This is a genomic window from Marinobacter fuscus (assembly GCF_003007675.1).
Taxonomy (GTDB): domain Bacteria; phylum Pseudomonadota; class Gammaproteobacteria; order Pseudomonadales; family Oleiphilaceae; genus Marinobacter; species Marinobacter fuscus.
The window spans coordinates 49,028-73,033 of record NZ_PXNP01000083.1 but is presented as its reverse complement, the minus strand read 5'-3'; the positions used below and the strand labels follow the sequence as shown (position 1 = coordinate 73,033).

The 24,006-nt window shown below is 58.5% G+C and carries 25 protein-coding genes; 23 read left to right on the top strand and 2 right to left on the bottom strand.

Annotated features, from left to right (window positions below):
- The first annotated feature begins 173 nt into the window (after positions 1–173).
- From C7H09_RS11210 to flhB, 23 genes are all read left to right on the top strand, one after another.
- A complete protein-coding gene (locus C7H09_RS11210) occupies positions 174–1,532 on the top strand; it encodes a DUF1329 domain-containing protein (protein ID WP_106762595.1) in 1,359 nt (452 codons plus the stop codon).
- Positions 1,533–1,607: 75 nt separating this feature from the next.
- Complete coding sequence (locus C7H09_RS11205; RefSeq protein WP_106762593.1) at positions 1,608–1,928, top strand: SOS cell division inhibitor; 321 nt, start codon at positions 1,608–1,610, stop codon at positions 1,926–1,928.
- A 110-nt stretch (positions 1,929–2,038) separates the two neighbouring features.
- On the top strand, positions 2,039–3,487 hold the full coding sequence (locus C7H09_RS11200) for a sigma-54 dependent transcriptional regulator (RefSeq protein ID WP_106762592.1): 1,449 nt from the start codon (positions 2,039–2,041) through the stop codon (positions 3,485–3,487).
- Between the two features lie 215 nt (positions 3,488–3,702).
- Positions 3,703–4,938, top strand: coding sequence for a sensor histidine kinase (locus C7H09_RS11195; RefSeq protein WP_106762591.1), 1,236 nt, complete (start codon positions 3,703–3,705; stop codon positions 4,936–4,938).
- A 22-nt stretch (positions 4,939–4,960) separates the two neighbouring features.
- Positions 4,961–6,406 (top strand): sigma-54-dependent transcriptional regulator, encoded by a 1,446-nt coding sequence (locus tag C7H09_RS11190; RefSeq protein ID WP_106762590.1) that lies wholly within the window; start codon positions 4,961–4,963, stop codon positions 6,404–6,406.
- A 272-nt stretch (positions 6,407–6,678) separates the two neighbouring features.
- Positions 6,679–7,047, top strand: coding sequence for a flagellar hook-basal body complex protein FliE (fliE, locus tag C7H09_RS11185; RefSeq protein WP_106762589.1), 369 nt, complete (start codon positions 6,679–6,681; stop codon positions 7,045–7,047).
- Between the two features lie 15 nt (positions 7,048–7,062).
- On the top strand, positions 7,063–8,769 hold the full coding sequence (gene fliF / locus C7H09_RS11180; protein ID WP_106762588.1) for a flagellar basal-body MS-ring/collar protein FliF: 1,707 nt from the start codon (positions 7,063–7,065) through the stop codon (positions 8,767–8,769).
- Positions 8,762–9,805 carry a flagellar motor switch protein FliG gene (fliG, locus tag C7H09_RS11175; RefSeq protein WP_106762587.1) on the top strand — a complete coding sequence of 348 codons (1,044 nt, stop codon included), beginning with the start codon at positions 8,762–8,764 and terminating at the stop codon, positions 9,803–9,805. The genes fliF and fliG overlap by 8 nt, the downstream gene beginning before the upstream one ends.
- The gene (locus C7H09_RS11170; RefSeq protein ID WP_106762586.1) at positions 9,805–10,698 is read left to right on the top strand and encodes a flagellar assembly protein FliH; all 894 of its coding nucleotides are present in this window, start codon (positions 9,805–9,807) and stop codon (positions 10,696–10,698) included. Before fliG ends, C7H09_RS11170 begins: the two co-directional genes overlap by 1 nt.
- A complete protein-coding gene (gene fliI, locus C7H09_RS11165) occupies positions 10,679–12,070 on the top strand; it encodes a flagellar protein export ATPase FliI (protein WP_106762585.1) in 1,392 nt (463 codons plus the stop codon). Before C7H09_RS11170 ends, fliI begins: the two co-directional genes overlap by 20 nt.
- Positions 12,070–12,513: a flagellar export protein FliJ gene (fliJ, locus tag C7H09_RS11160; RefSeq protein WP_106762584.1), complete on the top strand. Its 444-nt coding sequence runs from the start codon at positions 12,070–12,072 to the stop codon at positions 12,511–12,513. The genes fliI and fliJ overlap by 1 nt, the downstream gene beginning before the upstream one ends.
- Before the next feature lie 122 nt (positions 12,514–12,635).
- Positions 12,636–12,941 (top strand): STAS domain-containing protein, encoded by a 306-nt coding sequence (locus C7H09_RS11155; RefSeq protein ID WP_106762583.1) that lies wholly within the window; start codon positions 12,636–12,638, stop codon positions 12,939–12,941.
- A gap of 1 nt (position 12,942) precedes the next feature.
- Positions 12,943–14,703, top strand: coding sequence for an ATP-binding SpoIIE family protein phosphatase (locus C7H09_RS11150; RefSeq protein ID WP_106762582.1), 1,761 nt, complete (start codon positions 12,943–12,945; stop codon positions 14,701–14,703).
- The gene (locus C7H09_RS11145; RefSeq protein WP_106762581.1) at positions 14,700–15,050 is read left to right on the top strand and encodes an Hpt domain-containing protein; all 351 of its coding nucleotides are present in this window, start codon (positions 14,700–14,702) and stop codon (positions 15,048–15,050) included. The genes C7H09_RS11150 and C7H09_RS11145 overlap by 4 nt, the downstream gene beginning before the upstream one ends.
- Positions 15,051–15,147: 97 nt before the next feature.
- Positions 15,148–16,302, top strand: a complete 1,155-nt coding sequence (locus C7H09_RS11140; protein WP_106762580.1) for a flagellar hook-length control protein FliK — start codon at positions 15,148–15,150, stop codon at positions 16,300–16,302.
- Positions 16,303–16,485: 183 nt separating this feature from the next.
- On the top strand, positions 16,486–16,992 hold the full coding sequence (locus tag C7H09_RS11135; RefSeq protein WP_106762579.1) for a flagellar basal body-associated FliL family protein: 507 nt from the start codon (positions 16,486–16,488) through the stop codon (positions 16,990–16,992).
- A 68-nt stretch (positions 16,993–17,060) separates the two neighbouring features.
- Complete coding sequence (fliM, locus tag C7H09_RS11130; protein WP_106762578.1) at positions 17,061–18,059, top strand: flagellar motor switch protein FliM; 999 nt, start codon at positions 17,061–17,063, stop codon at positions 18,057–18,059.
- Positions 18,052–18,543 (top strand): flagellar motor switch protein FliN, encoded by a 492-nt coding sequence (fliN, locus tag C7H09_RS11125; protein WP_106762577.1) that lies wholly within the window; start codon positions 18,052–18,054, stop codon positions 18,541–18,543. Before fliM ends, fliN begins: the two co-directional genes overlap by 8 nt.
- A 1-nt stretch (position 18,544) precedes the next feature.
- Positions 18,545–18,994, top strand: coding sequence for a flagellar biosynthetic protein FliO (gene fliO, locus C7H09_RS11120; protein ID WP_240616567.1), 450 nt, complete (start codon positions 18,545–18,547; stop codon positions 18,992–18,994).
- Positions 18,995–18,998: 4 nt separating this feature from the next.
- On the top strand, positions 18,999–19,760 hold the full coding sequence (fliP, locus tag C7H09_RS11115; RefSeq protein WP_106762633.1) for a flagellar type III secretion system pore protein FliP: 762 nt from the start codon (positions 18,999–19,001) through the stop codon (positions 19,758–19,760).
- A gap of 9 nt (positions 19,761–19,769) precedes the next feature.
- Entirely contained in the window at positions 19,770–20,039 is a 270-nt protein-coding gene (gene fliQ / locus C7H09_RS11110) for a flagellar biosynthesis protein FliQ (protein ID WP_011785457.1), read from the top strand.
- Between the two features lie 4 nt (positions 20,040–20,043).
- Positions 20,044–20,826: a flagellar biosynthetic protein FliR gene (fliR, locus tag C7H09_RS11105; RefSeq protein ID WP_106762576.1), complete on the top strand. Its 783-nt coding sequence runs from the start codon at positions 20,044–20,046 to the stop codon at positions 20,824–20,826.
- Between the two features lie 18 nt (positions 20,827–20,844).
- Positions 20,845–21,981 carry a flagellar biosynthesis protein FlhB gene (gene flhB, locus C7H09_RS11100; RefSeq protein WP_106762575.1) on the top strand — a complete coding sequence of 379 codons (1,137 nt, stop codon included), beginning with the start codon at positions 20,845–20,847 and terminating at the stop codon, positions 21,979–21,981.
- 53 nt (positions 21,982–22,034) lie between these two features.
- Here the strand turns inward: flhB and C7H09_RS11095 are convergent, their stop codons facing one another.
- On the bottom strand, positions 22,035–23,291 hold the full coding sequence (locus tag C7H09_RS11095; protein WP_106762574.1) for a uracil-xanthine permease family protein: 1,257 nt from the start codon (positions 23,289–23,291) through the stop codon (positions 22,035–22,037).
- A gap of 2 nt (positions 23,292–23,293) precedes the next feature.
- On the bottom strand, positions 23,294–23,932 hold the full coding sequence (gene upp, locus C7H09_RS11090; protein ID WP_106762573.1) for a uracil phosphoribosyltransferase: 639 nt from the start codon (positions 23,930–23,932) through the stop codon (positions 23,294–23,296).
- Positions 23,933–24,006 lie beyond the last annotated feature (74 nt).

Here is a 24,006-nt window from a genome sequence, read left to right as displayed (position 1 = left end):
CGGAAGATTATACCATTCGGGCGCAAAGATTTCGCCGGTCTTTAAGTGTTTCCCCTGAACCAATTTGACAAGAAAACACAAACATTCACTTGAAACGATCGTTTGAAACTGGCAAAAAGGGCGTAGATTGGATGAGCATTTATTGTCCAGAAAACGTGTGCCGGAGGTAGAGTATGCGAAACGGTTTATTGGCGGCCGTCACGATTGCCGCGATGGGGGCTTCAGCCCCCTTGATGGCAAAGGTGTCGGTGGAGGAAGCGCAGCGGCTGAATAGCGATCTGACGCCGGTGGGTGCGGAGCGCGCCGGTAACGCAGCTGGCACCATTCCGGCATGGGATGGCGGGTTGTCGACACCACCGGATAATTGGCGCGAGGGGGCGGTAGAGGTGGATCCTTTCCCCGCAGATCAGGCGCTTTATGTGGTGACCGGTGACAACCTGGAGCTGTACCGCGATAAACTCACCGATGGCCATAGAAAGATGATTGAACAGTATGGCCCGGAGTTTTTTATGCCGGTGTACCAGTCTCGCCGAACGGCCGCCTACCCGGAGCATGTGTACGACAAATTCCGTGAGAATGCGTTGACAGCCGAACTGCTAGACAACGGCAACGGTGTACGCAACACCATTATGACCAGCCCCTTCCCGATACCGAAAAACGGTCTTGAGGCTATCTGGAACCATATTCTTCGCTATCGGGGCGAAGAGGTGTCTTTCCGCAGTGCCTCGGCAACGCCACAGAAGGATGGCTCGTTCAACCCGGTGGTCAACCATTACGACTACTTCTTCGCCTACAGCGAGATCGGCACCAACCTCGAAGATATTGATAACAAGATCTTCTACCTGAAAACCGAAACCATTGCGCCTACCTCTCTGGCGGGCACCATTACCCTGGTGCACGAGACACTTGACCAGGTGCGTTCACCGCGACTGGCGTGGCGCTATGATTCCGGTTCCCGCAGGCTTCGCCGTTCTCCGAATCTGGCCTATGAAACGGATTTGCCGAACGCCTCGTCTCTGCGCTCGGTCGATCAGAAAGACATGTACAACGGCGCACCCAACCAGTACGACTGGGAGCTCAAGGGCAAGCGCGAACTGCTGGTGCCCTACAACGCCTACCGGCTTCACGACCAGTCGGTACGGCCTGCAGACGTGATTCGCCCCAACCACATCAATCAGCAACTGGCTCGTTACGAGTTGCATCGTGTCTGGGTGGTAGAGGCAACGCGCCGTACCGGTATCGGGCACATCTACGACCGCCGTGTCTTCTACATTGACGAAGACAGCTGGCAGATTCTGGTCGCGGAAGAGTACAACGATAAGGGTGAGCTCTGGCGGGTATCCGAAGCACACAATATCAGTTATTACAGCGAGCCGGTCTTCTGGACCACCATGGAAATGACGTATGATCTGAAGGCAGATCGTTACTACATTGATGGTCTGGATGACGGCTACCCTGCCTATAACTTCGCGCCCGGATACCGTGGCAACGAGTTTACGGCTGCCGCCGCTCGTCGCGCAGCAAGGCGTTAACAGAACGCATGACAACGCTGCCTTCGGGCAGCGTTGTGCCGTCGGCCAGGCTCCTTTTTTCTACGGAGACCGATAATGGCCGATTCCGATACCCTGCTTTCTGCACTGACCCAGCTTCAGAATGACCTGCAAGCCGCTTTGGATGCAGAAGACTGGGAGCTGCTTTCCTCACTGAACGCCAAAGTACGCCCCACTGTTGACCCGGTCATGGCCGCCCTTGAGCATGGGCAGGTTGATGCAGCGTTGGTTACCAGAAAGCTGCAGGCCCTGAACGACTTTGTAGCCCAGGCAGATGCGGCCGCCACCAAAGCCCGGGATGAGGCAAAGGCTTCGTTGCAGGATGTGAACCAGAACCGAAGTGCCGCCCGCGCCTATCGAAACATCTCGTCAAATTAGTGATCTGTCTGATACCGGTCAGATTCTGCCGGGACTTTGGTGTCATAAAATTGACAGGGACGGGTATACAGTCTTAAATAGCGCACAAAATCATCAAGGAATCGCTGTGAATGTCCAAAAATAACAAGGTGCTGGTACTGTGTGAGGACGAGCCCCGGCGGCGCGATCTGGTTACCATTCTGGAATTTGTCGGGGAAGAACAGGTTGTGTCGGGTGATTCCGCGATGGCACTCCTGGCATCTGGAGATCAGGATCAGCAGGACAGCGTATCAGTTGCGCTGGTGAATGGCGCTTGTGAACAGGCGCCCGCCTGGGTAGAGCAGGTCTGTAAAGAGTTGACGGGTGTACCGGTACTGATGGTTGGCGATCCGGAGCTCAACGCGCTGGCGGATGACCACCTTGCCCGGGTGATCACCCGCATGGAGTGGCCGCTTAACTACACCAAGTTTGTGGATTCCCTCTACCGGGCGCAGATATATCGTGATCAGTTCAGCCGGAACAAAGAGCGCGGCCATCAGCGGGGTGTGCAGCTGTTCCGCAGTCTGGTGGGCACCAGCCGGAAAGTACAACAGGTTCGCCAGTTGATGGAGCAGGTAGCTGACAAGGATGTAAGTGTGCTGATTACCGGCGAGTCCGGCACCGGCAAGGAGGTGGTCGCCCGCAACCTGCATTATCATTCCTCGCGCCGGGACAAGCCCTTTGTCCCTGTTAATTGCGGCGCTATTCCCGCAGAGCTGTTGGAGAGTGAACTTTTCGGCCATGAGAAGGGGGCGTTCACCGGCGCAATTACCGCGCGTATCGGGCGCTTTGAGATGGCCGAGGGCGGCACCCTGTTCCTGGATGAAATCGGCGATATGCCGCTGAACATGCAAGTTAAGATTCTGCGGGTGTTGCAGGAGAGAACCTTCGAGAAGGTTGGCAGCAACCGCACCCAGTCGGCGGATGTCCGGGTGATTGCCGCAACCCATAAAAACCTGGAAGACATGATTGAGGCCGGAGACTTCCGGGAAGACCTCTATTATCGCCTGAATGTATTCCCCATAGAAATGCCGGCGTTGCGGGATCGGGTTGAAGACATTCCGCTGCTGATTAACGAGCTGATCTCCCGCATGGAAAAGGAAAAGCGCGGATCGCTGAGGATGAATTCAGCTGCGATTATGAGCCTGTGCCGCCACGACTGGCCGGGCAATGTGCGGGAGTTGGCTAACCTGGTAGAGCGCCTGGCGATTATGCACCCTTACGGAGTCATTGGCGTTCAGGAGTTGCCCAAAAAATTCCGTTATGTGGATGATTACGACGAGAACCGGCCGGTTGACGATTCGGGCATGCCTTCTTCGGTACCGGGCCTTGTGGGCCTGGACGCACCGGCGTTATTGCCGGTTAATGGCATCGACTTGAAGGACTATCTGTCTAATCTCGAAAAGCAATTGATCCAACAGGCTCTGGATGAAGCGGCGGGCGTGGTTGCCCGGGCTGCGGAAAAGCTTCGGATTCGGCGCACCACACTGGTAGAGAAGGTTCGGAAATACGGCCTGCGCGAAGAGGGCGAAAGCAGCTGATTCAGTCGCCGCAATCTGACCGCCAGAAAACCGGACACTGTCCGGTTTTTTCGTTTTCGGGCCCCGCGTTTTGTGACGACAATTTGTCGGCGTGCCTTTTCATAATCTCCTTAATCATTGAAATTGTTGCTGAATGTGATTCTGGCATGAGTTTGGCTTAACCCTGTGTGAATGTGTTTATTCAGGTCTTGGTTGACCGGAACAGGGGAAAGGTTATGAGTCAGGCACACATCGCGATGGATTCAGGGCGCTTGCACGCCGACGCCAACGCGGCAGCGGATGTGAACGACAAGGTGACAGCACTGTTTCCGCAGCAGGATGGTCCTGCGGTTGATTCGGCGCTGGAACTGTTCAACCGGATGTCCCGCCAGATTACCGATTCCTACCGAACGCTGGAGTCTCGGGTTAACCAGTTATCCGGTGAACTGACCCACGAAACCCGTCAGCGCCAGCAGGAGCTGGAAGAGAAGGAAAAGCTGGCAGACCGGCTTTCAACTCTACTCAGCGCCTTGCCTGCGGGCGTGGTGGTTCTGGATAAGCAGGGCACTGTCAGCCAGTGTAATCCGGCTGCAATCAATCTTCTGGGCGAGCCGCTGGAGGGTGAGCGCTGGATCGATGTCATCCAGCGTTGCTTCGCCCCCCGCAGTGATGACGGGCACGAAGTGTCGCTGAAAGACGGGCGCCGGGTAAGCATCGAAATCCGTACCATGGAAAACCAGCCCGGCCAGTTGATTCTGTTAACCGATCTGACCGAGACCCGCCAGCTGCAGAGCCAGCTTGCGCATGCCCAGCGCTTGTCGGCCATGGGGAAAATGGTGGCGTCGCTGGCCCACCAGATTCGAACACCCCTGTCGGCGGCCATTCTTTACGGTGGCCATTTGAGCCAGCCGGACCTGGACGAGGAATTGCGCCAGCGTTGCGCAAACCGCCTGATGTCGCGCCTGACCCATCTGGAGCAACAGGTGCGGGATATGCTGATCTTTGCCCGTGGCGAAACCCGGCTGGCCGAAGCGCTGGATGCCCGGCGCCTGGTTGAGGCGCTTGAAGCCGCAACCGATGGCCTGAGCCTCGGGGCTGGTGCCCGGGTAATTCTGGACAGCCGCCTGCAGGACGATTGCTGGCTGATGTGTAATCGGGATGCCCTGGTTGGCGCCTGCATGAACCTGGTGAATAACGGCTTCGAGGCCGGGGCCTCCGAGGTTGATCTTCAGGTGGCCCGGTCCGGACAACACCTGGTCATCCGGGTAACCGATAACGGTACCGGCTTTTCGCAGCAGCAGGCCGGGCAGATTACCGAGGCGTTCTACACCACCAAATCCCACGGAACCGGCCTCGGCCTTGCGGTTGTGCAGGCGGTGGTGAAAGCCCACCAGGGCGAGTTTTCGATTGAATCTTCCGGGCAGGGGGCAGAGGCCATTGTGCGCCTGCCTTTGCTGAACGGTAAGTTGTAACGAGTTGATTGGAGGCATTGCCATGGCTAAGGCCCGTATCCTGATTGTCGAAGACGATCGCGATCTCAGAGAAGCGCTGGTAACCACCCTGGAGTTGGCGAATTTCGACGTGCGCGAAGTCGCCAGCGGCGAGGATGCTCTGGCAAGCCTGGCCCGTATGCCGGTTGATATGGTGATTACCGACGTTAACATGCCGGGTATCTCCGGCCATGAGTTGCTGGCGGAAATCCAACGGCTTTATCCGGGCTTACCCACCATGCTGATTACCGCCTACGGGCAGATCAGCCATGCGGTGTCGGCCATGCAGGCGGGCGCCATTGACTATCTGGTGAAGCCGTTTGAGCCACAGGTACTGGTAGAGGCTGTCAGTGGTGTGGTGGGAGGCAGCCGTCAGAAATCCGGCGATGAGCCGATCGCTGAGGACCCGGCCAGCAAAAGGATGTTTCAGCTTGCCGGAAAAGTGGCAGCCAGCGATTCTACGGTGATGATTTCCGGGGAGAGTGGCACCGGCAAGGAAGTGCTTGCGCGCTTCATCCACCAGAATTCACCCAGAGCCGACAAACCGTTTGTGGCCATCAACTGTGCCGCAATTCCGGAGAACATGCTTGAGGCCATGCTGTTTGGCCATGAAAAGGGCGCATTTACCGGAGCCGTGGCCGCATCGCCGGGCAAGTTCGAGCAGGCCAACGGTGGCACCATTTTGCTGGATGAAATTTCCGAGATGGATCTGGGGCTCCAGTCCAAACTGTTGCGGGTGTTGCAGGAGCGGGAAGTCGAGCGCATTGGCGGCCGTAAAACCATCAGCCTGGATGTACGGGTGCTGGCAACCACTAACCGCGATCTGGCCGAATACGTAAAAGAGGGCCAGTTCCGCGAAGACCTGTACTATCGCCTGACGGTCTTCCCCATGCGCTGGCAGCCATTGCGCGAGCGACCACTGGACATTCTGCCTTTGGCCCGGTCTTTGCTGAAAAGCCATTGCCGGAAAATGAAGCTGACCGGAATTGCCCTGGCAGAAGATGCTCGAAAGGCACTTCTGGCTCACGCCTGGCCTGGCAATGTCCGTGAGCTGGATAATGCTATTCAGCGTGCGCTGGTTTTGCATCAGGGCAATGTCATTCATGCCGACGACTTGTGCCTTGAGCTTGGCATCACCGGAACAACCGGCGTTGCCACCGAAGCAGCACAGGCGGTGCCGCCTGAGGTTGTCCAGAGAACCGAATTGCCGGAGGAGCCCTCAGAGCCTGAGTTTGCTGAGCATTCAGGCGAGGTTTTCGAGCCGGGTTCACTCGGCGATGATCTTCGTCAGCAGGAGTTCCGTATTATCATTCAGACCCTCAGGAAAGAAGGTGGCAGGCGTAACCGGGCAGCAGAGCAATTGGGCATCAGCCCCAGGACACTCCGCTACAAGCTTGCCCAGATGCGCGATGCCGGCATCGATCTTGAGGCTGAACTCGCTTTGGCCTGACGCTTTACTTTCGTCTCTCCCATACTCCTTCGGGCACCCGCTTCGGTGCCTTTTTTTGTGTCGGAATTTTGTTCCGGCCCAGGGCAGGCGCTCCGGCCTGCACAAGCCCTTCGCCAATTCTTTGTCGCCCCCCGCTTTTGTGACTGACTTTGAGTTCATTAACGGCTTGAAATAAATGGTAAATTTATTGATGGTCTGGTTTTTGCTGCATAGAGATTAAATAGCAGCAATCGGGCCTGAGGGGCCGCACAGAGCGTGAGTTGGAGAATGATATGGTTCAACGTGCCGACATCAATAATGTGCTTTCGGAAATGCGGAATCTGCGTTCTCAGATGATGCAAAACCAGCGCATCGAACAGGATCAGTCTGTACGTGGCCGGATTGATGGCCCCCGTGAAGTGCAGCAGACCCAGGAAGTACCCAGCTTCAGTGAGATGCTTGGCAAGGCTGTTAACAATGTTAACGAGCTCCAGAGCCAGACCGGGGAATTGCGCACCGCTTACGAAATGGGTGACCCCAATGTGGATATCACCCGGGTAATGATTGCTGCCCAGAAATCGTCCGTGTCTTTTGAAGCCTTGACCCAGGTTCGCAACCGGGTGGTCAAGGCCTATGAAGACATCATGAACATGCCGATCTGATAACGGAGCACCAGCATGGCAAGCGTACCCGCGGAAACCGCCGCCTCTGACCTGCCAGCCACCCAGGATGGCCAGGCTCCAGAAAGCCGCAGCAATCTGTTGCTGGGCTTCAACCGGCTGCATGTGTTGCGCCAGATCGGCCTGATGGTGGGCCTGGCGGCCAGTGTTGCTCTGGGGGTTGCGGTTGTGCTCTGGGCCCAGGAGCCTAACTACCAGCCAGTTGTGGGTGATCTTTCCGCCTACAACCCCCAGGACGTGACCACGATCCTCGAAAGCAACGGCATCGATTACAAGATGGACCCCCGCACGGGTGCCTTGCTGGTGCCCTCCGAGCAGGTGTACAACGCGCGCCTGAAGCTGGCCGCTGAAGGGGTGACCGACCAGAAGACCATGGGTTACGAACTGCTGGATCAGGAGCGGGGTCTGGGCACTTCGCAGTTTATGGAAACCATCAGCTACCGCCGCGGCCTGGAAGGCGAACTGGCCCGCACGATTGCGGCCATGCGTGGCGTTCGCAATGCCCGCGTGCACCTGGCGATTCCGGAGCGCTCCGTGTTTATCCGCGATGCCCGGGAACCCTCTGCATCGGTATTTCTGGAAGTCTTCGCCGGCCGTCGCCCCGAGCCGGAACAGATCCGCGCCATCGTTAATCTGGTGGCGGGCAGCATTCCGATGATGAATCGTGAACAGGTAACCGTGGTCGATCAAAACGGGAATCTGCTGACCGGCGATGAGGCTCCGGCCGACACCGACCGGATGAAAGACCAGTACGAATACACCGCGCGGGTGGAAGACCGGCTGACCCGGCGCGTTGCCTCTATGATTGCACCGATTGTGGGCGAAGGGCGCTACCGGGCGGAAGTGACCGCCGATCTGGATTTTTCCGCCGTTGAGCGGGCCGAGGAACTGTTCAACCCCGAGCAGCAGGCCATCCGCAGTGAACGGGAGTCTTCGGAGCAGCGCGGTGCCGGTGCGGCCGGAGGCATTCCCGGAGCCTTGTCCAACCAGCCGCCGGGCAATGCAACCGTGCCGGAGCAGGCAAATGCCGGTGGCGCAGAGGGTGAGGCACCGGCAGCCGCACCGGTAAACGTGCGCCGCGAATCTACCCGGAACTACGAACTGGATCGCACTGTGAGCTATACCCGCCAGGAATTGGGGGCTATTCGGCGGGTTACCGTCGCCCTGGCGGTGGACGATATGAAAGTCGTGGATCCGGCAACCGGTGAAGTCAGTTATCAGCCCTGGCCGGAGGCCGAACTGCAGAGAATCAGCATGCTGGTTCGGGATGCCGTGGGTTATTCAGCCAGCCGTGGCGACAGTGTTACCGTAATGAATACCGCCTTTGCTCCCACCGAGGCTGTGGAGTTTGAAGCGCCGGGCTTCTGGGAGCAGCCCTGGTTCTGGGATCTGATGAAGCAGGTACTGGCCGGGCTGGTGATTTTGATTCTGGTGCTGGGCTTGCTCCGGCCCACTCTGAAAACGCTTTCCGGTGGCGGCGAGCGCAGTCGTGAGGGCGGCAGTGACGACGGTGATTACGACCCGCTGGAGGGCATCGAAGGCGGGCAGGCCCTGCGGGATGCCATGTCCGCACAGGATGACCTGCTTTTGCCCGGAGCAACAGACAGCTATGATAGGCAGTTGAATGCACTCAAAGGCCTGATTGCGGAAGATCCCGCCAGGGTTGCACAGGTCATGCGCCAGTGGGTAAATGTCGATGACTGATGAAAACGGCCAGCTGTCGGGCGATGGTGCCCGAAAGCCACAACGCAAGATACCCCGTGTGGAGCAGGCGGCTATTCTGCTGATGTCCCTGGGTGAGGCAGATGCTGCCGAGGTGCTCAAACACATGGGACCCAAGGAAGTCCAGCGCGTGGGCGTTGCCATGGCTCAGATGAAAGACATCAGCAAGGACGACGTAACCCACGTGCTCAACCAGTTTGTCGAAGCCGTTGGCGGGCAGACCGGGCTTGGTGTTGGCAATGATGACTACATCCGGGCCATGCTCACCCAGGCGCTGGGTGACGACAAGGCAGCCAGTTTGATCGACCGGATTCTGGTGGGCGGTAATACCACCGGGCTCGATACCTTGAAATGGATGGAACCGAGGGCCGTGGGCGATATCATCCGCTATGAACACCCTCAGATTCAGGCCATTGTCATTTCTTACCTTGATCCAGACCAGGCTGCCGAAATTCTGGCAACTTTGGATGAGCGGGTGCGGCTGGATGTGATGATGCGGGTGGCCTCGCTGGAAAGCATCCAGCCACAGGCGCTGCAGGAGCTTAACGACATTCTCGAGAAGCAGTTTTCCGGTGGCTCTTCGGCCCAGACCAGCCGCATTGGCGGCGTAAAGCGGGCTGCAGACATCATGAACTTTATGGATCGGAGCATCGAAGGCCTGTTGATGGATTCGATCAAGGACATGGATCCGGATCTTGCGTCCACCATCGAAGACCTGATGTTCGTATTTGACAACCTCAAGGACATCGACGACCGTGGCATTCAGGTACTGTTGCGAGAGGTATCGTCGGATGTTCTGGTGGTGGCCCTCAAAGGCGCAGACGACGCGGTCAAGGAAAAGATCTTCAAGAACATGTCTAAGCGCGCGGCTGAGCTGCTGCAGGATGACCTGGAGGCCAAAGGCCCGGTCAAGGTGAGCGAAGTGGAATCGGCCCAGAAAGACATTATCACCGTGGCCCGGCGAATGGCCGAAGCCGGCGAGATCTCTCTTGGCGGTGCCGGTGAAGAAATGATGTGATGAAAAAAGCCGACCCGACCGCCGCGCAAAAACCGAAAGAACAACTGACCGCCTGGGAAAAGTGGGAGCTGCCGCTGCTGGATGCCCAGGGCAATCAGGTGGAGGAAGTGGAAGAAGTAAAGCCGCTGACCGCCGCCGACCTTGAGGAAATCCGCAGTGCCGCCCGGGAAGACGGGTTTCAGGAAGGCCGCGAGGCAGGCTACACCGAGGGCTTTGAAACCGGCCGGGCGGATGGCCACAAAGAAGGGTTTGCTGCCGGGGAGCAGGAAGGCCATGCCCACGGTGAGCATCAAGCCCGGGAGCTGGCACAGGCCGAGCTGGCGTCCCGGCTGGATCGGCTGGAACATATTCTGGGTGAGCTGCTGCTACCGATCGAGCGCCACGAAGAAGAGCTGGAAACCGTTATGGTGAATCTGGTGACGGTTCTGGCCAGAGCCGTGGTGTACCGTGAACTGGGCACCGATTCGTCCCAGATCCGCCAGGTGGTTCGTCGCGCCATTGCGGCCTTACCGTCCACCGCCAATAATCTCCGCATTCATATTCATCCTGATGACATCGAGCCGGTACGGGAGGTAGCGGAGCGTCTGGAATCCGGTGCCTCCATCATCGAAGACGATACCCTGATGCCCGGAGGCTGCAAGGTTGAGTCGAACCACAGTCTGGTGGATTTCACGGTTGAAAAACGTTTCCAGCATGCGGTTCAGGGTATGCTGGAAGAGCAGTTGGCTGAGCCTGCGGGCGCCGATAACCTCAGCCAAACGCCCCACCTGGGGGAGTTGACGGACTTCCATCGCGACGTGCTCAGTAACTCGGCCATGTCGGGTGCTGATGTCGCCGCGACTTCTCAGCAAGATAACCCGCCGGGTGAGAGTGATGACATCACGCCTGGCTGAGCGTCTGAGGCATCTTCAGGGTGCCGTGCAAACGGAACTGCTGCCGGAATTGTCCGGCCGGCTGACTCGCATGGTCGGGCTGACACTGGAGTGTGTCGGCTGTCCGATGGTGGTGGGCGACCGCTGCCTGATTCAGGGTGAAGGGAGTGCCAGTGTCGAGGCCGAGGTGGTCGGTTTTGAGGAAGACAAGGTCTACCTGATGCCACTGACCGCCATTGAGGGCCTGAGGCCCGGAGCCCGGGTTGTGCCTCTGGCGTCTGCCAGCCGTGTGCCGGTAGGGCCCCAGATGCTGGGCCGGGTAGTGAACGGGGCGGGCGACCCGCTGGATGACAAAGGCCCGCTGCAGGCCGAAGCCCGGGTGCAACTGACCGGCGACATCATCAACCCCCTGAACCGGGCGCCGGTGCGGCAGTCCATGGATGTGGGGATACGCGCGATCAATGCTCTGCTGACCGTTGGTCAGGGCCAGCGGCTGGGCCTGTTTGCGGGCAGTGGTGTGGGTAAGAGTATGCTGCTGGGCATGATGACCCGTTTTACCGATGCCGACATCACTGTGGTTGGCCTGATTGGCGAGCGTGGCCGTGAGGTCAAAGAATTCATCGAGGATATTCTGGGGCCCGAAGGGTTGGCCCGTTCTGTGGTGGTGGCTGCCCCGGCAGACGACTCACCTCTGATGCGCCTGCGTGCTGCCATGCTGACGACCCGGATTGCCGAATATTACCGGGATCAGGGTAAGCGGGTTCTGCTATTGATGGACTCGCTTACCCGTTATGCCCAGGCCCAGCGGGAAATTGCGCTTGCCGTTGGCGAGCCCCCGGCCACGAAAGGCTATCCGCCCTCGGTATTCGCCAAATTGCCACAACTGGTTGAGCGCACGGGTAACGGCCGCCCGGGTGGTGGTTCAATTACCGCATTCTATACCGTGTTGACCGAGGGTGATGACCAGCAGGATCCCATCGCGGATGCCGCCCGGGCCATTCTGGACGGCCACATTGTGCTGTCCCGCCGTTTGGCGGAAGAGGGGCATTATCCGGCCATAGACGTCGAGGCATCCATCAGCCGGGTGATGCCCCAGGTAACCGACACCGAGCATTTTGCCCGTGCCCAGCGCTTCAAACAGGTTTACTCCCGCTATCAGCAGGCCCGGGACCTGATCAGTGTCGGCGCCTATGTGAAAGGCTCGGACCCTGAAACCGATTTCGCGATGGAGCATATTGGGAATATGCGGCAGTTCCTGCAGCAGGGGCTTAATGAAAGCGCCCCCCTGCATGAAAGCATTGAGCAATTGCTGGCGGTTGTGCCCGAGCGGCGCTCGCCGGATCGGCGAAAAACCGCTGTGCCCAGCCCGGCTCGCAGAGGCGGTGAAGCCTGATGCTGCGTTCGAAACGCCTGGAAGTTGTGCTCACTCTGGAGGAGCGCAAGGAGCAGGAGGCCCTTGAGCGGATGGGGGAGGCCCGCACCCGGGTGGAAGGGCATCGAGAGCAGGTTGCTAACCTGGAACGCTATCAACAGGAGTACCGGGATCAGATTCGCGCCAGCCAACAGGGTGTGGTTCCGGTGGCCCGTTTGCAGGCGTGGCAGGCGTTTATCGCTCAGCTGGATCAGGTGATTGGCCAGCAACAGAATTTGTTGCAGAAGGCCGAGCAGCTGTATGAAGCCCGGCGCCTTGAGTGGCAGCAGGCCTGGGAACGTCGTCGTGGTATGGAAAAATACATTGAATCCTGCCGGGATCAGGAGCAGCGTGAGCGGGACTCCAGGGAGCAGAAGCTGGCGGACGAGGCGGCGAGCCGCGCTTTTGCCAGAAGAAACCGCTGATTCTACGGGCAGGGATTTATCGTCACCCGGATGCAAAATCCGCTTTTTTGTCTATTCTTTACCACATGACGCCACCGGCAAAGGCGCTGTTACCAGGGCCATTGGCCGCAGGAGGTTAGAGAATGCCGATTTACACACGCCGGAGTGACGACGGTCAGGCGCTGACCATCCAGGTTGAAGGCCGGTTTGACTTCAGTACTCACCAGGCGTTTCGTGATGCCTACGAGCATAATGACCCCTCGGTGAGTGAGTATATTGTCGATTTATCGGATACCACTTACCTGGACAGCTCCGCACTGGGTATGTTGCTGCTGTTGAGAGATCATGCCGGCGGGGATAATGCGCGAATTTCCATCAGAAACTGCAATGTGGATGTAAGGCGCATACTCTCCATTTCCAATTTCGAGCAACTGTTCAGTATTCACTGAAATGCCCCCTCTAAAGGTACTGATTGCCGAAGACAGCGACAGCGACCGGCTGATTCTTGCCCGGCTGATACAGAAGCTCGGCCACCAGGTACTGGAGGCCGTGGACGGGGCAGAGGCGGTGGAGCTGTTTGGCCTGCATCAGCCGGATCTGGTACTGCTCGACGCCCTGATGCCTCGCATGGACGGCATGGAAGCTGCCCGACAGATCAAGTGGCTGGCGGCAGACCGGCTGGTGCCGGTGGTTTTTCTGACATCCTTGTCGGAAACGGCAGATCTCGCCCAGTGTCTGGAAGCTGGCGGTGATGACTTTTTGATCAAACCTTACAATTCCGCGATTCTTGAAGCCAAAATCCGGGCCTTCAACCGCATGCGGGTTCTGCATCTGGAGCTGGCGGAGCAGCACGCGCAAATCCAGCGCCAGAACGAGCGGCTGCTGGAAGAACAGCGGCTGGCTCTTCGGGTGTTTGAAAATGTAGCCCATACCGGTTGCCTGGACGCTGCCAACATCCGCCACTATGCCTCGCCTCTGTCGGTGTTTAACGGTGATGTATTGTTTGCCTCGCAACGGCCGGGTGGCGGTCTTCTGGTGTTTCTGGGGGACTTCACCGGCCACGGCTTACCGGCAGCGATTGGTGCTATGCCGGTGGCCGAGATTTTCTACGGCATGGCCGCCAGGGGGTTTGATGGCCCCGACATTCTTCGTGAGATCAACCGGAAACTGCAGCGTATCCTGCCGGTGGGCATGTTTTGCTGTGGCGCGATGATCGAGTCGGACTTCAAGCACGGTCTGCTGCGGGTGTGGAATGGCGGGCTTCCGGATGGCTGGCTGGTGCGCGCAGACGGTGAGCGGGTGGCTATTCCGTCGCGGCATCTGCCGCTGGGCGTTCAGGATCCCCAGCGTTTTTCGGCATCGATGGTGGTACTCAATACCAGCCCCGGGGACTGGCTGGTGTTGATGACCGATGGCTTTTCCGAATCCCGCAACCAGCTTGGAGAGTGCCTGGGGGAAGAAGTAGTCCGGGAGGTACTGGCAGATCTTGGGGCCGGCCAGTCGCCATTCGAACCTTTGATGGAACGGATAAGCGAACATACCGGAGAGCCACTGCCCGCTGATGATCTGACCCTGTGTTGCCTGCAGATCGTGGATGATAATACCGAAGAGGCCCAGGCGGGCCGGCTTTCCGAGTCGGCACTCTCCGGAGCGACCGACTGGCGCTGTGTGTATGAATTGCGTGAGCAGACACTGGCGGAGTTCAGCCCCCTGCCGATGCTGCTGCATATCTGCATGGAAGTGCCGGGGCTCAGGCGAAAGAGTGGCGAAATCTACACGTTGTTGTCCGAACTCTATAACAATGCGCTGGAACATGGCGTTCTGGCGCTGTCTTCCGAGTGGAAAGTCTCTGCCGGTGGTTTCAGCCGTTACTACCAGGAGCGTGAACGCAGGCTTGCAGATACAGACGGTCATTTCATCCGCTTCGAGTTGTCGCACCGGCCCCGTTTGGGCGGGGGGTGCCTGACGATACGCTGCGAAGATAGCGGGGAAGGCTTTGTTTTCGCCGAGGCTTCTGACACAGTGTCTGCCAGCCAACCGGTTTCCGGCACCACCTATTCCGGCCGGGGGCTGGAAATTCTGCGACGCATGAGCAGTCATCTGCAGGTGCACGGAGCGGGAAATTGCGTGGAAATTGTCTACGAATGGATGCTACCGGGCGAAACCGGCCATGGCGGTAACGGGCCGATGATGATGGAGAACAGCCGATGAATGACAAACCCCATCTTGATGTAGAGGCGCTTGCTGAACTGCAGGATGTTATGGAGCATGAGTTCGATTTGCTGATCCAGACCTACCTGGCAGACTCCACAACACGGCTTGACGCCCTGAAAACGGCGCTTGAAGAGAAAGACGCGGATCAGTTTGCCAAAACCGCCCACAGTCTCAAGGGGAGTTGTATCAACATGGGTGCGCCCCGGCTGGGTGGCTTCTGTTTTGAGGCGGAGCAATTGGGCAAATCCGGCGATCTTGGCGGCGCGGGTGAGGTTCTGGCCAGGATTGATGCCGAGTTTGAAGAGGTTGCCCGTCGGCTCCGGCACTTTGGTGCGGATGCCTGATACCTGTGCTTCCAGTTCTCTGGCATTGCTTTTGCTTCTATCTCAGCAGGACGCCCCTTTAACAGGGGCCTGAGACAGAAAGCGGCAAGAGGTTGCCATGCAGCAAAGCATTCTTCCCCAGGTTCCTGCGAACCCCTCCCAGCCAGAGGCTGGTGGCCAGAAATCGGTTGGCCGAAAAGAGACCGGTGGCGGGGCCAGCCAGTACGAATCAGTGTCCCGGGCAGAACAGAAGCGTCTTGATCCGAAACGCCTGGAACAAAAACAAGCCGACCGGCAACGGCAACCGGATAATGCCGACAAGTCATCGGCGCCGGAGAAAAACCGCGAACCCACCGAAACCCGGCGGACTCAGAAAAGCAACGATGAAACGGGGCAGAAAAGTCGAGTTGCCGCTGCAGAATCGGCTGAGTCTGATGTCAGTCAGGATGCTCTGGCCGTGGGCAGTGCCCCTGGCGATAGCCCGGAGGCCCCGCTGACCTTTGCGTCTCTGCAGTCGCTTTTCGCTCCCGTTGAGCCATCGGCTTCAGGGGCTCCGGTGGCCGGGTTGTACCCCGGGTCGTCGCAAGGGTTGCCGGTTACCGGTGGCACGGTCAGGGCGTCCGCTCTTGCCGCCAACGCTGAAACCACTCCCGCTATGGAATCCCGGTTAACCACAATGTTGGCCAGCACCGTACAGGGTGAGGCTTCTACGGCAGCAGACCGCAGCAGTTTGCTGATGACAGGCAGCCTGCCCAGTCCCGTTGAGATGGGGGCACAGCAGCAGGCCAGAATGAATCTCGACCCCAGCATGCCGCTACGCGGCTACACCATGTCGGTAGACACCCCGGTGGGGCAGGCTGAATGGGGCGACAAGGTGATGGGTAAGCTAAGCTGGCTGACTGCCCGCAATATGTCCATGGCGGAAATTCACCTGACGCCGCCTGATATGGGGCCCATGGAGGTCAAGGTCAGGATGCAGCATGACCAGGCGACGGTCACTGTGCATGCGGCCAACCCGGTGGTACGTGAACAGCTGGAACTTAACTCCCACCGGTTGCGAGACATGCTGGGTGAGCAGGGACTGTCGCTGGCACAGTTTGATGTGTCGGATCAGCCGGGCCAGCAATCCGGCGGTGAAAGCGGTGGTGCAGAGGATGGTCAGCCTTCTTCGGCAGGCGGTTCAGCCCTGGCCGAGCACGACGGGGACGGTGATGGCCTGGCGACCGGCCAGCTGGACCTGACCTGGCGGGGCGAAGTGGATATCTTCGCCTGACGCTTGGCCACTTACCTGTAAAAGCTTCCGTTATGGAACGACGCGCTTTGCCCATCCTGCCCGGCAGCGCTAAACTGCGGGTTTGCAGCGCAGGGGCGGGCGTGACTGGCCCGGGCCTTGCTTTGTTTCCTTGAAACGATCATCGGAAGCCCTCCGGTGACGGAAAACTGACAAGCGGGTGATATGGCGGAAAACAATGCGGCGGAGGCTCCGGCCAAGAAAGGCAAACTGAAGCTGATCATCATGCTGGTGATTATCATCGTGCTGGCGGTTGGTTTGTCGGTGGTAGGCACACTCTGGTTTCTGGGGGATGGCCTGCCTGGTAGTGACAGCGAAGACGGCAGCAATGGGGCACCGGCCGAGCCTGCTTTTGTGGCCAGCAGCTACACGGATATCGAGAAAGCTCTGGTAACCACTGTGCAGGCCCAGGGTCGACAGCGTTATGCCCAGGTGTATGTGTCGTTCGAGGCCAAAGATCCGGCAGCGCTGCAGGCGGCAGAAACGCATATGCCACTGATTCGAAGCCAGCTGGTGATGGTGCTTGGCGGCCAGGACTTCATGGAACTGCAGACGCCGGAAGGGCGGCGCGCCTTGGCGCAAGCGATGCTGGACAGAGTCAATCAGGTACTGGCTCAGGAAAGCGAGCCTGCCATTGACCGGGTGCTGTTCCGCAATTTTGTGGTTCAGTAGGCAGGCGTGATTGGTGGTACCCGGCCAATTATGCCGGGCGGGAATACACACTCAGGGGTTGAACCCGTATGCAGGATTTACTGTCACAGGACGAGATTGATGCGCTACTCCACGGCGTGGACGACGGCGACATTGATACCTACGAGGAAACCGACGACACAGGCGTAAAGTCTTACGACCTGGCCAGTCAGGACCGGATCGTCCGTGGCCGGATGCCCACGCTGGAAATGATCAACGAGCGCTTTGCCCGCTACACCCGGATAAGCCTGTTCAACCTTCTGCGCCGAAATGCCGACGTATCCACCGGCGGTGTGCAGATCATGAAGTTCGGCGAATACATTCACACCCTGTATGTCCCCACCAGCCTCAACCTGTGCAAGGTGCGCCCGTTGCGGGGCACGTCTCTGTTTGTGCTGGATGCCAAGCTGGTGTTCAAGCTGGTGGACAACTTTTTCGGCGGCGAAGGCCGCCACGCCAAGATTGAAGGCCGGGAATTCACTCCCACGGAAACCCGCATTGTCCAGATGGTGCTCAATCAGGTTTTCAACGACATGAAAGAGGCCTGGCACGCGGTATTGAAGGTGGACTTCGACTACCTCAGCTCGGAAGTGAACCCGGCCATGGCCAACATCGTCAGCCCGAGCGAAGTGGTGGTCGTCAGCACCTTCCACATTGAACTGGACGGCGGTGGTGGCGAGCTTCATTTTGCCTTGCCGTATTCGATGATCGAGCCGATCCGGGATGTGCTGGATGCGGGTGTGCAGAGTGATATCGACGACGTGGACGAGCGTTGGGTCAATGCTTTGCAGGAAGACATCAAGGATGTAAATGTTCCGATCACGACCACGGTCTGCCGCCGCAGAATTTCATTGCGGGATATTGCCAAATTGAAAGCGGGTGATGTGATTCCGGTGGAAATCCCCGAACATCTGACGGTTACCGCTAACGGCATTCCAATCTACAAGGCCACCATGGGCACCCGTGACGGCAAACTGGCATTACGAATTCATGAGCGGGCGACATTGCCCAAAGTGAAGAAACAACTGAAGGTGGGACGCAATGGCTGAAGACGACAAAAAAGACGACCAGGAACTCAGCGAAGACGAAAAACTCGCCGCTGAGTGGGAGGCGGCCATGGAAGAGTCGGGCGACAGTGACTCTGACAGCACCACCGAGGATGACTGGGCGGCCGCCATGGCGGAAGCTGAAGGGGCTGGCGAAGACTCCGGTGTACGTACCGCACCCATGGAAGAGTTTGGGGCCGATACTGCGGGGCTGGGCGGTGAAGCGCCAGACATCGACGTGATTCTCGATATCCCGGTGACCATCTCTATGGAAGTGGGGAACACCCAGATTCCTATACGCAACCTGTTACAACTGAACCAGGGCTCGGTTATCGAACTGGATCGCCTGGCGGGCGAGCCGCTGGATGTTCTGGTAAACGGCACTTTGATCGCCCACGGCGAGGTGGTGATGGTGAACGAAAAGTTCGGCATCCGGCTGACCGACGTGATCAGCCCGGGTGAGCGTATCAAACGGCTGCAGAAATAACATGGGTCGATCGCTTGTCGCTGCGGTGGTCACCGGCATGTTGCCGCTGTCACTGGCGGCTCAGGAAACCGCGCAGCAAGCCAGAGAAACAGCGGCCCGTGCGCCGGACACTCTGGGGACTCTGTTGAGCCTGGGGGTAGGTTTGCTGGCGGTCGTTGCCATTATTTATGGCTGCGCCTGGCTGATCCGCCGGATGAACGGCATGACCGGCATCAACAACCATGCCATTCGCGTGGTGTCGGTGTTGGCCATCGGCGCCCGCGAGCGTATTGCGCTGATTGAAGTGGGCGGCCAGCAGATTCTGTTGGGCATTACGCCCAGCGGCATACGCACTCTGCAGGTTTTCGAGACACCGGTGGTGGATACAAACGATGCCGGTGGCGGTGATTTTGCCCGCAAACTGCAAGCCATGATCGGCAAGTCCTGGTCGGCGCCGGAAAGGAAAGATTAACGTGATGCGCTCGGTTCTGGTGTCCCGTCTTGTTCCCTGGCTGGCGTTGATCGCCGGATTGTGCCTGCCCGCCCTGGCTCAGGCAGACCTGCCGGGCATTCCTGCCTTTACCGTTGAGCCGGGCGAAAACGGCACCGAGGAATACTCGGTAACCTTGCAGATACTGGCGCTGATGACGGCGCTGACTTTCCTGCCCGCCATGCTTATGATGATGACGTCGTTCACCCGCATCATTGTGGTGTTTGCCATTTTGCGGCAGGCACTGGGCCTGCAGGCCACGCCGTCTAACCAGATTCTGCTCGGGCTGGCGTTGTTTCTGAGTATTTTTATCATGAAACCGGTGCTGGAAGAGGCCAACCGGGTGGGGTTGCAGCCGTATATGCAGGAAGAAGTCACCTCTCTGGAGGCGCTGGAACTGGCCAGCCAGCCGTTCCGGAAGTTTATGCTGGAACAGACCCGAGAGGACGACCTGGGGCTGTTTATGCGGATCGCCGACGTCCAGTATGAAACGCCAGAGGATGTCTCGTTCTGGGTGCTGATGCCAGCCTTCGTGACCAGTGAGCTGAAAACCGCGTTCCAGATCGGGTTTATACTGTTTATACCCTTTCTGATCATCGACATGGTGGTGGCCAGTGTGTTGATGGCGATGGGGATGATGATGCTATCCCCGATCATCATTTCGTTGCCGTTCAAGATCATGCTCTTTGTACTGGTAGACGGCTGGGCCCTGATTATGGGCACCCTGGCGGCCAGTTATGGAATCTAGGAGGCACCTATGACGCCGGAAACCGTGATCGACATTCTGCGTGAAGCGCTCTGGCTGATTGTGCTGTTATCTGCGGTGATTATCGGGCCGGGCCTGGTGATTGGCCTGGTGGTCAGTACCTTTCAGGCGGCCACCCAGATTAACGAGCAAACCCTGAGCTTTCTGCCCCGGCTGCTGATCACCCTGATTGTCATCATCGCTGCCGGCCCCTGGATGCTGACCACCCTGCTGGATCATGCCAACGGGCTGATTTCCCGCATTCCGTACCTGATCGGCTGAGCGAATGCTACCGGCAGCGTTCAGTGCAGACCTGATTGGCCAGTGGGTGGGCCAACATTTGTGGCCGCTGTTCCGGCTGGCCAGCTTTCTCATGGTGATTCCGATTTTCGGCACCCAGCTGGTGCCCGCCCGGGTGCGTCTGGGCCTGGCGCTGCTGATGACCGTTCTGATTGTGCCCATGCTGCCTGCGGTGCCTGCTATTGAGGCTTTCAGCGCCGATGCGGTGGTGATTACCCTGCAACAGATTCTGATTGGCGTTGGCCTGGGGTTTGCGCTCACCGCGCTCTGGCAATTATTTGTAATCGCCGGGCAGATGATCGCCATGCAGATGGGGCTGGGCTTTGCGTCTATGGTGGACCCGGCAAACGGGGTGAACGTTCCCGTTTTGGCGCAGATCTATACCATTACCATTACCCTGCTGTTTCTGGTGATGAACGGGCACCTGGTGGCCTTTGAGGTGTTTATCGAGAGCTTTCGGGTGCTGCCTATCGGGCTGGAAGGCCTGGGGCAGGAGGGGGTCTGGGCCCTGGCGCACCGGATCAGCTGGATGTTCGTGTCGGCCATGTTGCTGGCGCTGCCAGCGGTCACGGCGGTATTGATCGTTAACATTTCTTTTGGGGTGATGACCCGGGCGGCACCGCAAATGAACATTTTTGCCCTGGGCTTTCCGATTGGTCTGATTTTTGGATTGTTCTCCATATGGGTGCTGCACGCCAACTTTCTGCCGCACTTCGACCAGTATACCCGGCAAACCTTCGATTTCATGCGCGCGCTGCAGGGGCAGTAGCTCAACGGAACCTCTGACATGGCCGAAGAGAACGACAACAGTCAGGAAAAAACCGAAGAACCCACCCCCCGACGCCTGGAAAAAGCCCGGGAGGATGGTCAGACCGCCCGCTCCCGTGAACTGGCCACCATGGCCGTGTTGCTGGCCGGGGCTGGCGGCCTGCTGGTTTTCGGTGCCTCGCTCGGTGCCGCTCTGGAAGGGATCATGCGCGATGCATTTGTGATCGAACGCTCGGCCATATTTGACACCCGCCACATGAGCGTGCAACTGATTCTGGCGGCGAAAGAGGCGGCCTGGGCTTTATCACCGATTCTGGTGATGCTGTTGATTGCCGCCGTGGTGGGCTCCATAGGTATCGGTGGCATGTTGTTCAGTGCCAAAGCGATTGCCCCCAAGGCCAATCGGATGGATCCGATCAAGGGGCTGGGCCGGATGTTCTCCATGCGCTCGCTCATTGAGCTGGTAAAAGCGATTGCCAAAGTCGGGCTGGTGATGTCGGTGGCTATCCTGATTCTGAACCTTCGCACCGAAGACCTGCTCAGTATTGCCGAGGAGCCTGCGATCCCGGCTATGGAGCACGTGCTCTGGACTCTGGGGTGGAGCTTCTTCTTTTTGTCCTGCGCCACCATTCTGATTGCCATGATCGACGTGCCTTTCCAGATCTACGATCACCAGAAGAAGCTCCGGATGACCAAACAGGAGGTCAAGGACGAGTTCAAGGACACCGAAGGCAAGCCCGAAGTGAAAGGCAGAATCCGCCAGCTCCAGCGTGAAATGGCCCAGCGCCGCATGATGCAGGATGTACCGACTGCCGACGTGGTCATTACCAACCCGACCCATTATGCGGTGGCATTGAAGTACGACCAGGGCAGTATGGGGGCCCCCGTGCTGGTGGCAAAAGGGGCCGACGAAGTGGCTTTCAAGATTATGGAGATCGCGCGGGAGCACAAGGTGGAGGTGTTGCGAACGCCGCCGCTCACCCGTGCGGTCTACCACAACACCGAGTTGGGGCAGGAGATTCCGGACGGCCTGTATATGGCCATTGCCCAGGTATTGGCGTATGTCTTCCAGTTGCGGCAGTTCCGCAAGGGGCGGGGGGAAAAGCCGGGTATGCCGGACTTTCCGATTCCTCCGGAGATGCGCCGGGATATTTGATCGGGTTGGCTGGCAGGCGCCTCCCTGTGCCCGCCTGATGGTTCAGTCCTGAGTTACTGGGCCTTGTGTTCCTGCATACGCTTGCCCCAGGCTTCGCGCTCGCCGGGCAGCACCAGGTTCAGGATAATGGCGACCACAGCACACAGGGCAATGCCCTCCAGCTGGCCCAGCACCATGTTGCCGATACCGAACACCAGCGTTACGCCAACGATGACCAGGTTGCGGGACTGTGACAGATCTACCTGGTGGCGGATCAGGGTGTTCAGGCCCACCACGGCAATGGAGCCGAACAGCAGGCACATAATGCCGCCCATCACCGGCACCGGAATGGTTTGCAGAGCGGCACCGAACTTGCCAACAAAGGCCAGCACAATGGCCACACAAGCCGCCCACCACATCACCTTTGGATTGAAGTTTCTGGTCAGCATAACCGCGCCGGTGACTTCGGAGTAGGTGGTGTTAGGGGGGCCGCCCAACATAGAAGCGGCACTGGTGGCCAGACCATCGCCCAGGAGCGTTCGGTGCAGGCCGGGCTTTTCGAGGTAGTTTTTACGGGTAACGTTGCCGATGGCCAGGATATCGCCAATGTGCTCAATGGCCGGAGCGATGGCCACGGGCACCATAAACAGGATGGCCCCCCAGCTGAACGCAGGTGCCACAAAATTCGGCATGGCAAACCAGGCGGCCTGCTCAACAGCGGTGGTATCGACAATGCCTGCAACCCAGGAACAGGCGTAGCCCACCAGCACGCCAAACAGAATCGGCACCAGTTTGAAGAAACCCTTCGCCCAGACCGAGGTAATAATGGTCACCGCCAACGAGATCATGGCAATCAGGATGGCGGTATCCTGGGGTACCAGCACTAGCTGACCATCACCAGACCGGCCTGACGCCATGTGTACCGCGGTAGTGGCAAGCCCCAGGCCGATGGTCATAATCACCGGCGCAATCACCACGGGTGGCAGCAGGCGGGTAACGAAGCCGGTACCGCGCAGGCGCACCGCGCCGGAAAGCAGAATGTACAGAATGCCTGCGGCCATCAGCCCGCCCAGGGTTTCCTCAAGTCCGAAACGGCCTTTGGCGGCCAGTACCGGAGCGATAAAAGCAAACGACGACGCCAGGAAAATCGGAATCTGGCCGCCGGTAACAATGTGAAATATCAGGGTGCCCAGGCCAGCCGTAAACAATGCCACGTTGGGATCCAGGCCGGTAATCAGGGGCATCAGCACCAGGGCGCCAAAGGCCACCAGCAGCATCTGCGACCCGGCAATGGCCTGCTTCCAGACCGGTTCGTTAGTGTGTTCCTGCATACTCAGGCGTCCTTCTGCTTGGTGCCGAAAATCTTGTCGCCGGCATCGCCAAGCCCGGGCAGAATGTAGCCTTTCTCGTTCAGACGCTCATCCACCGATGCGGTGTAGATGGACACGTCCGGGTGCTTTTCCAGAACCTTGTCGATGCCTTCTGGAGCGGCCACCAGCACCAGCGCACGGATTTCGGTGCTGCCCGCTTTTTTCAGTACATCAATGGTGGAGATCATGGAGCCACCGGTGGCCAGCATCGGGTCGATGATCAGTGCGGTACGCTGATCCAGTTCACCCACCAGCTTTTCCATGTAGGTTTCCGCTTCCAGGGTATCCTCGTTGCGGATCTGGCCGACAACGCTCACCCGGGCCACCGGAAGCAGGCTGAGCACGCCATCCAGCATGCCCAGGCCCGCCCGCAGAATCGGAACAATGGTGATTTTCTTGCCCTGGATCTGCTCAACAGACACCGGGCCTGCCCAGCCTTCTATAGTTTTTTCCTGCAAGTTGAAATCTTTGGTGGCCTCATAGGTCAGCAGCGTGCCAAGCTCCTGGGCCAGTTCGCGAAAATTCTTGGTGCTGATGTCGGATCGACGCATGAGGCCGAGTTTGTGGCGGATCAGAGGGTGCTTCACTTCGTGGATCGGCATGGGGTCTCACCTGCGTGGTCGGGTAGTCGGGCTTATAAATGTATTAGACAAACGGCGAAAGGATACCGCATCTT

Excerpts from the sequence above, each read along its gene's own strand:
- C7H09_RS11210 (WP_106762595.1), top strand. The coding sequence starts at position 174 with ATGCGAAACGGTTTATTGGCGGCCGTCACGATTGCCGCGATGGGGGCT.
- C7H09_RS11205 (WP_106762593.1), top strand. The coding sequence starts at position 1,608 with ATGGCCGATTCCGATACCCTGCTTTCTGCACTGACCCAGCTTCAGAAT.
- C7H09_RS11200 (WP_106762592.1), top strand. The coding sequence starts at position 2,039 with ATGTCCAAAAATAACAAGGTGCTGGTACTGTGTGAGGACGAGCCCCGG.
- C7H09_RS11195 (WP_106762591.1), top strand. The coding sequence starts at position 3,703 with ATGAGTCAGGCACACATCGCGATGGATTCAGGGCGCTTGCACGCCGAC.
- C7H09_RS11190 (WP_106762590.1), top strand. The coding sequence starts at position 4,961 with ATGGCTAAGGCCCGTATCCTGATTGTCGAAGACGATCGCGATCTCAGA.
- fliE (WP_106762589.1), top strand. The coding sequence starts at position 6,679 with ATGGTTCAACGTGCCGACATCAATAATGTGCTTTCGGAAATGCGGAAT.
- fliF (WP_106762588.1), top strand. The coding sequence starts at position 7,063 with ATGGCAAGCGTACCCGCGGAAACCGCCGCCTCTGACCTGCCAGCCACC.
- fliG (WP_106762587.1), top strand. The coding sequence starts at position 8,762 with ATGACTGATGAAAACGGCCAGCTGTCGGGCGATGGTGCCCGAAAGCCA.
- C7H09_RS11170 (WP_106762586.1), top strand. The coding sequence starts at position 9,805 with ATGAAAAAAGCCGACCCGACCGCCGCGCAAAAACCGAAAGAACAACTG.
- fliI (WP_106762585.1), top strand. The coding sequence starts at position 10,679 with ATGACATCACGCCTGGCTGAGCGTCTGAGGCATCTTCAGGGTGCCGTG.
- fliJ (WP_106762584.1), top strand. The coding sequence starts at position 12,070 with ATGCTGCGTTCGAAACGCCTGGAAGTTGTGCTCACTCTGGAGGAGCGC.
- C7H09_RS11155 (WP_106762583.1), top strand. The coding sequence starts at position 12,636 with ATGCCGATTTACACACGCCGGAGTGACGACGGTCAGGCGCTGACCATC.
- C7H09_RS11150 (WP_106762582.1), top strand. The coding sequence starts at position 12,943 with ATGCCCCCTCTAAAGGTACTGATTGCCGAAGACAGCGACAGCGACCGG.
- C7H09_RS11145 (WP_106762581.1), top strand. The coding sequence starts at position 14,700 with ATGAATGACAAACCCCATCTTGATGTAGAGGCGCTTGCTGAACTGCAG.
- C7H09_RS11140 (WP_106762580.1), top strand. The coding sequence starts at position 15,148 with ATGCAGCAAAGCATTCTTCCCCAGGTTCCTGCGAACCCCTCCCAGCCA.
- C7H09_RS11135 (WP_106762579.1), top strand. The coding sequence starts at position 16,486 with ATGGCGGAAAACAATGCGGCGGAGGCTCCGGCCAAGAAAGGCAAACTG.
- fliM (WP_106762578.1), top strand. The coding sequence starts at position 17,061 with ATGCAGGATTTACTGTCACAGGACGAGATTGATGCGCTACTCCACGGC.
- fliN (WP_106762577.1), top strand. The coding sequence starts at position 18,052 with ATGGCTGAAGACGACAAAAAAGACGACCAGGAACTCAGCGAAGACGAA.
- fliO (WP_240616567.1), top strand. The coding sequence starts at position 18,545 with ATGGGTCGATCGCTTGTCGCTGCGGTGGTCACCGGCATGTTGCCGCTG.
- fliP (WP_106762633.1), top strand. The coding sequence starts at position 18,999 with ATGCGCTCGGTTCTGGTGTCCCGTCTTGTTCCCTGGCTGGCGTTGATC.
- fliQ (WP_011785457.1), top strand. The coding sequence starts at position 19,770 with ATGACGCCGGAAACCGTGATCGACATTCTGCGTGAAGCGCTCTGGCTG.
- fliR (WP_106762576.1), top strand. The coding sequence starts at position 20,044 with ATGCTACCGGCAGCGTTCAGTGCAGACCTGATTGGCCAGTGGGTGGGC.
- flhB (WP_106762575.1), top strand. The coding sequence starts at position 20,845 with ATGGCCGAAGAGAACGACAACAGTCAGGAAAAAACCGAAGAACCCACC.
- C7H09_RS11095 (WP_106762574.1), bottom strand. The coding sequence starts at position 23,291 with ATGCAGGAACACACTAACGAACCGGTCTGGAAGCAGGCCATTGCCGGG.
- upp (WP_106762573.1), bottom strand. The coding sequence starts at position 23,932 with ATGCCGATCCACGAAGTGAAGCACCCTCTGATCCGCCACAAACTCGGC.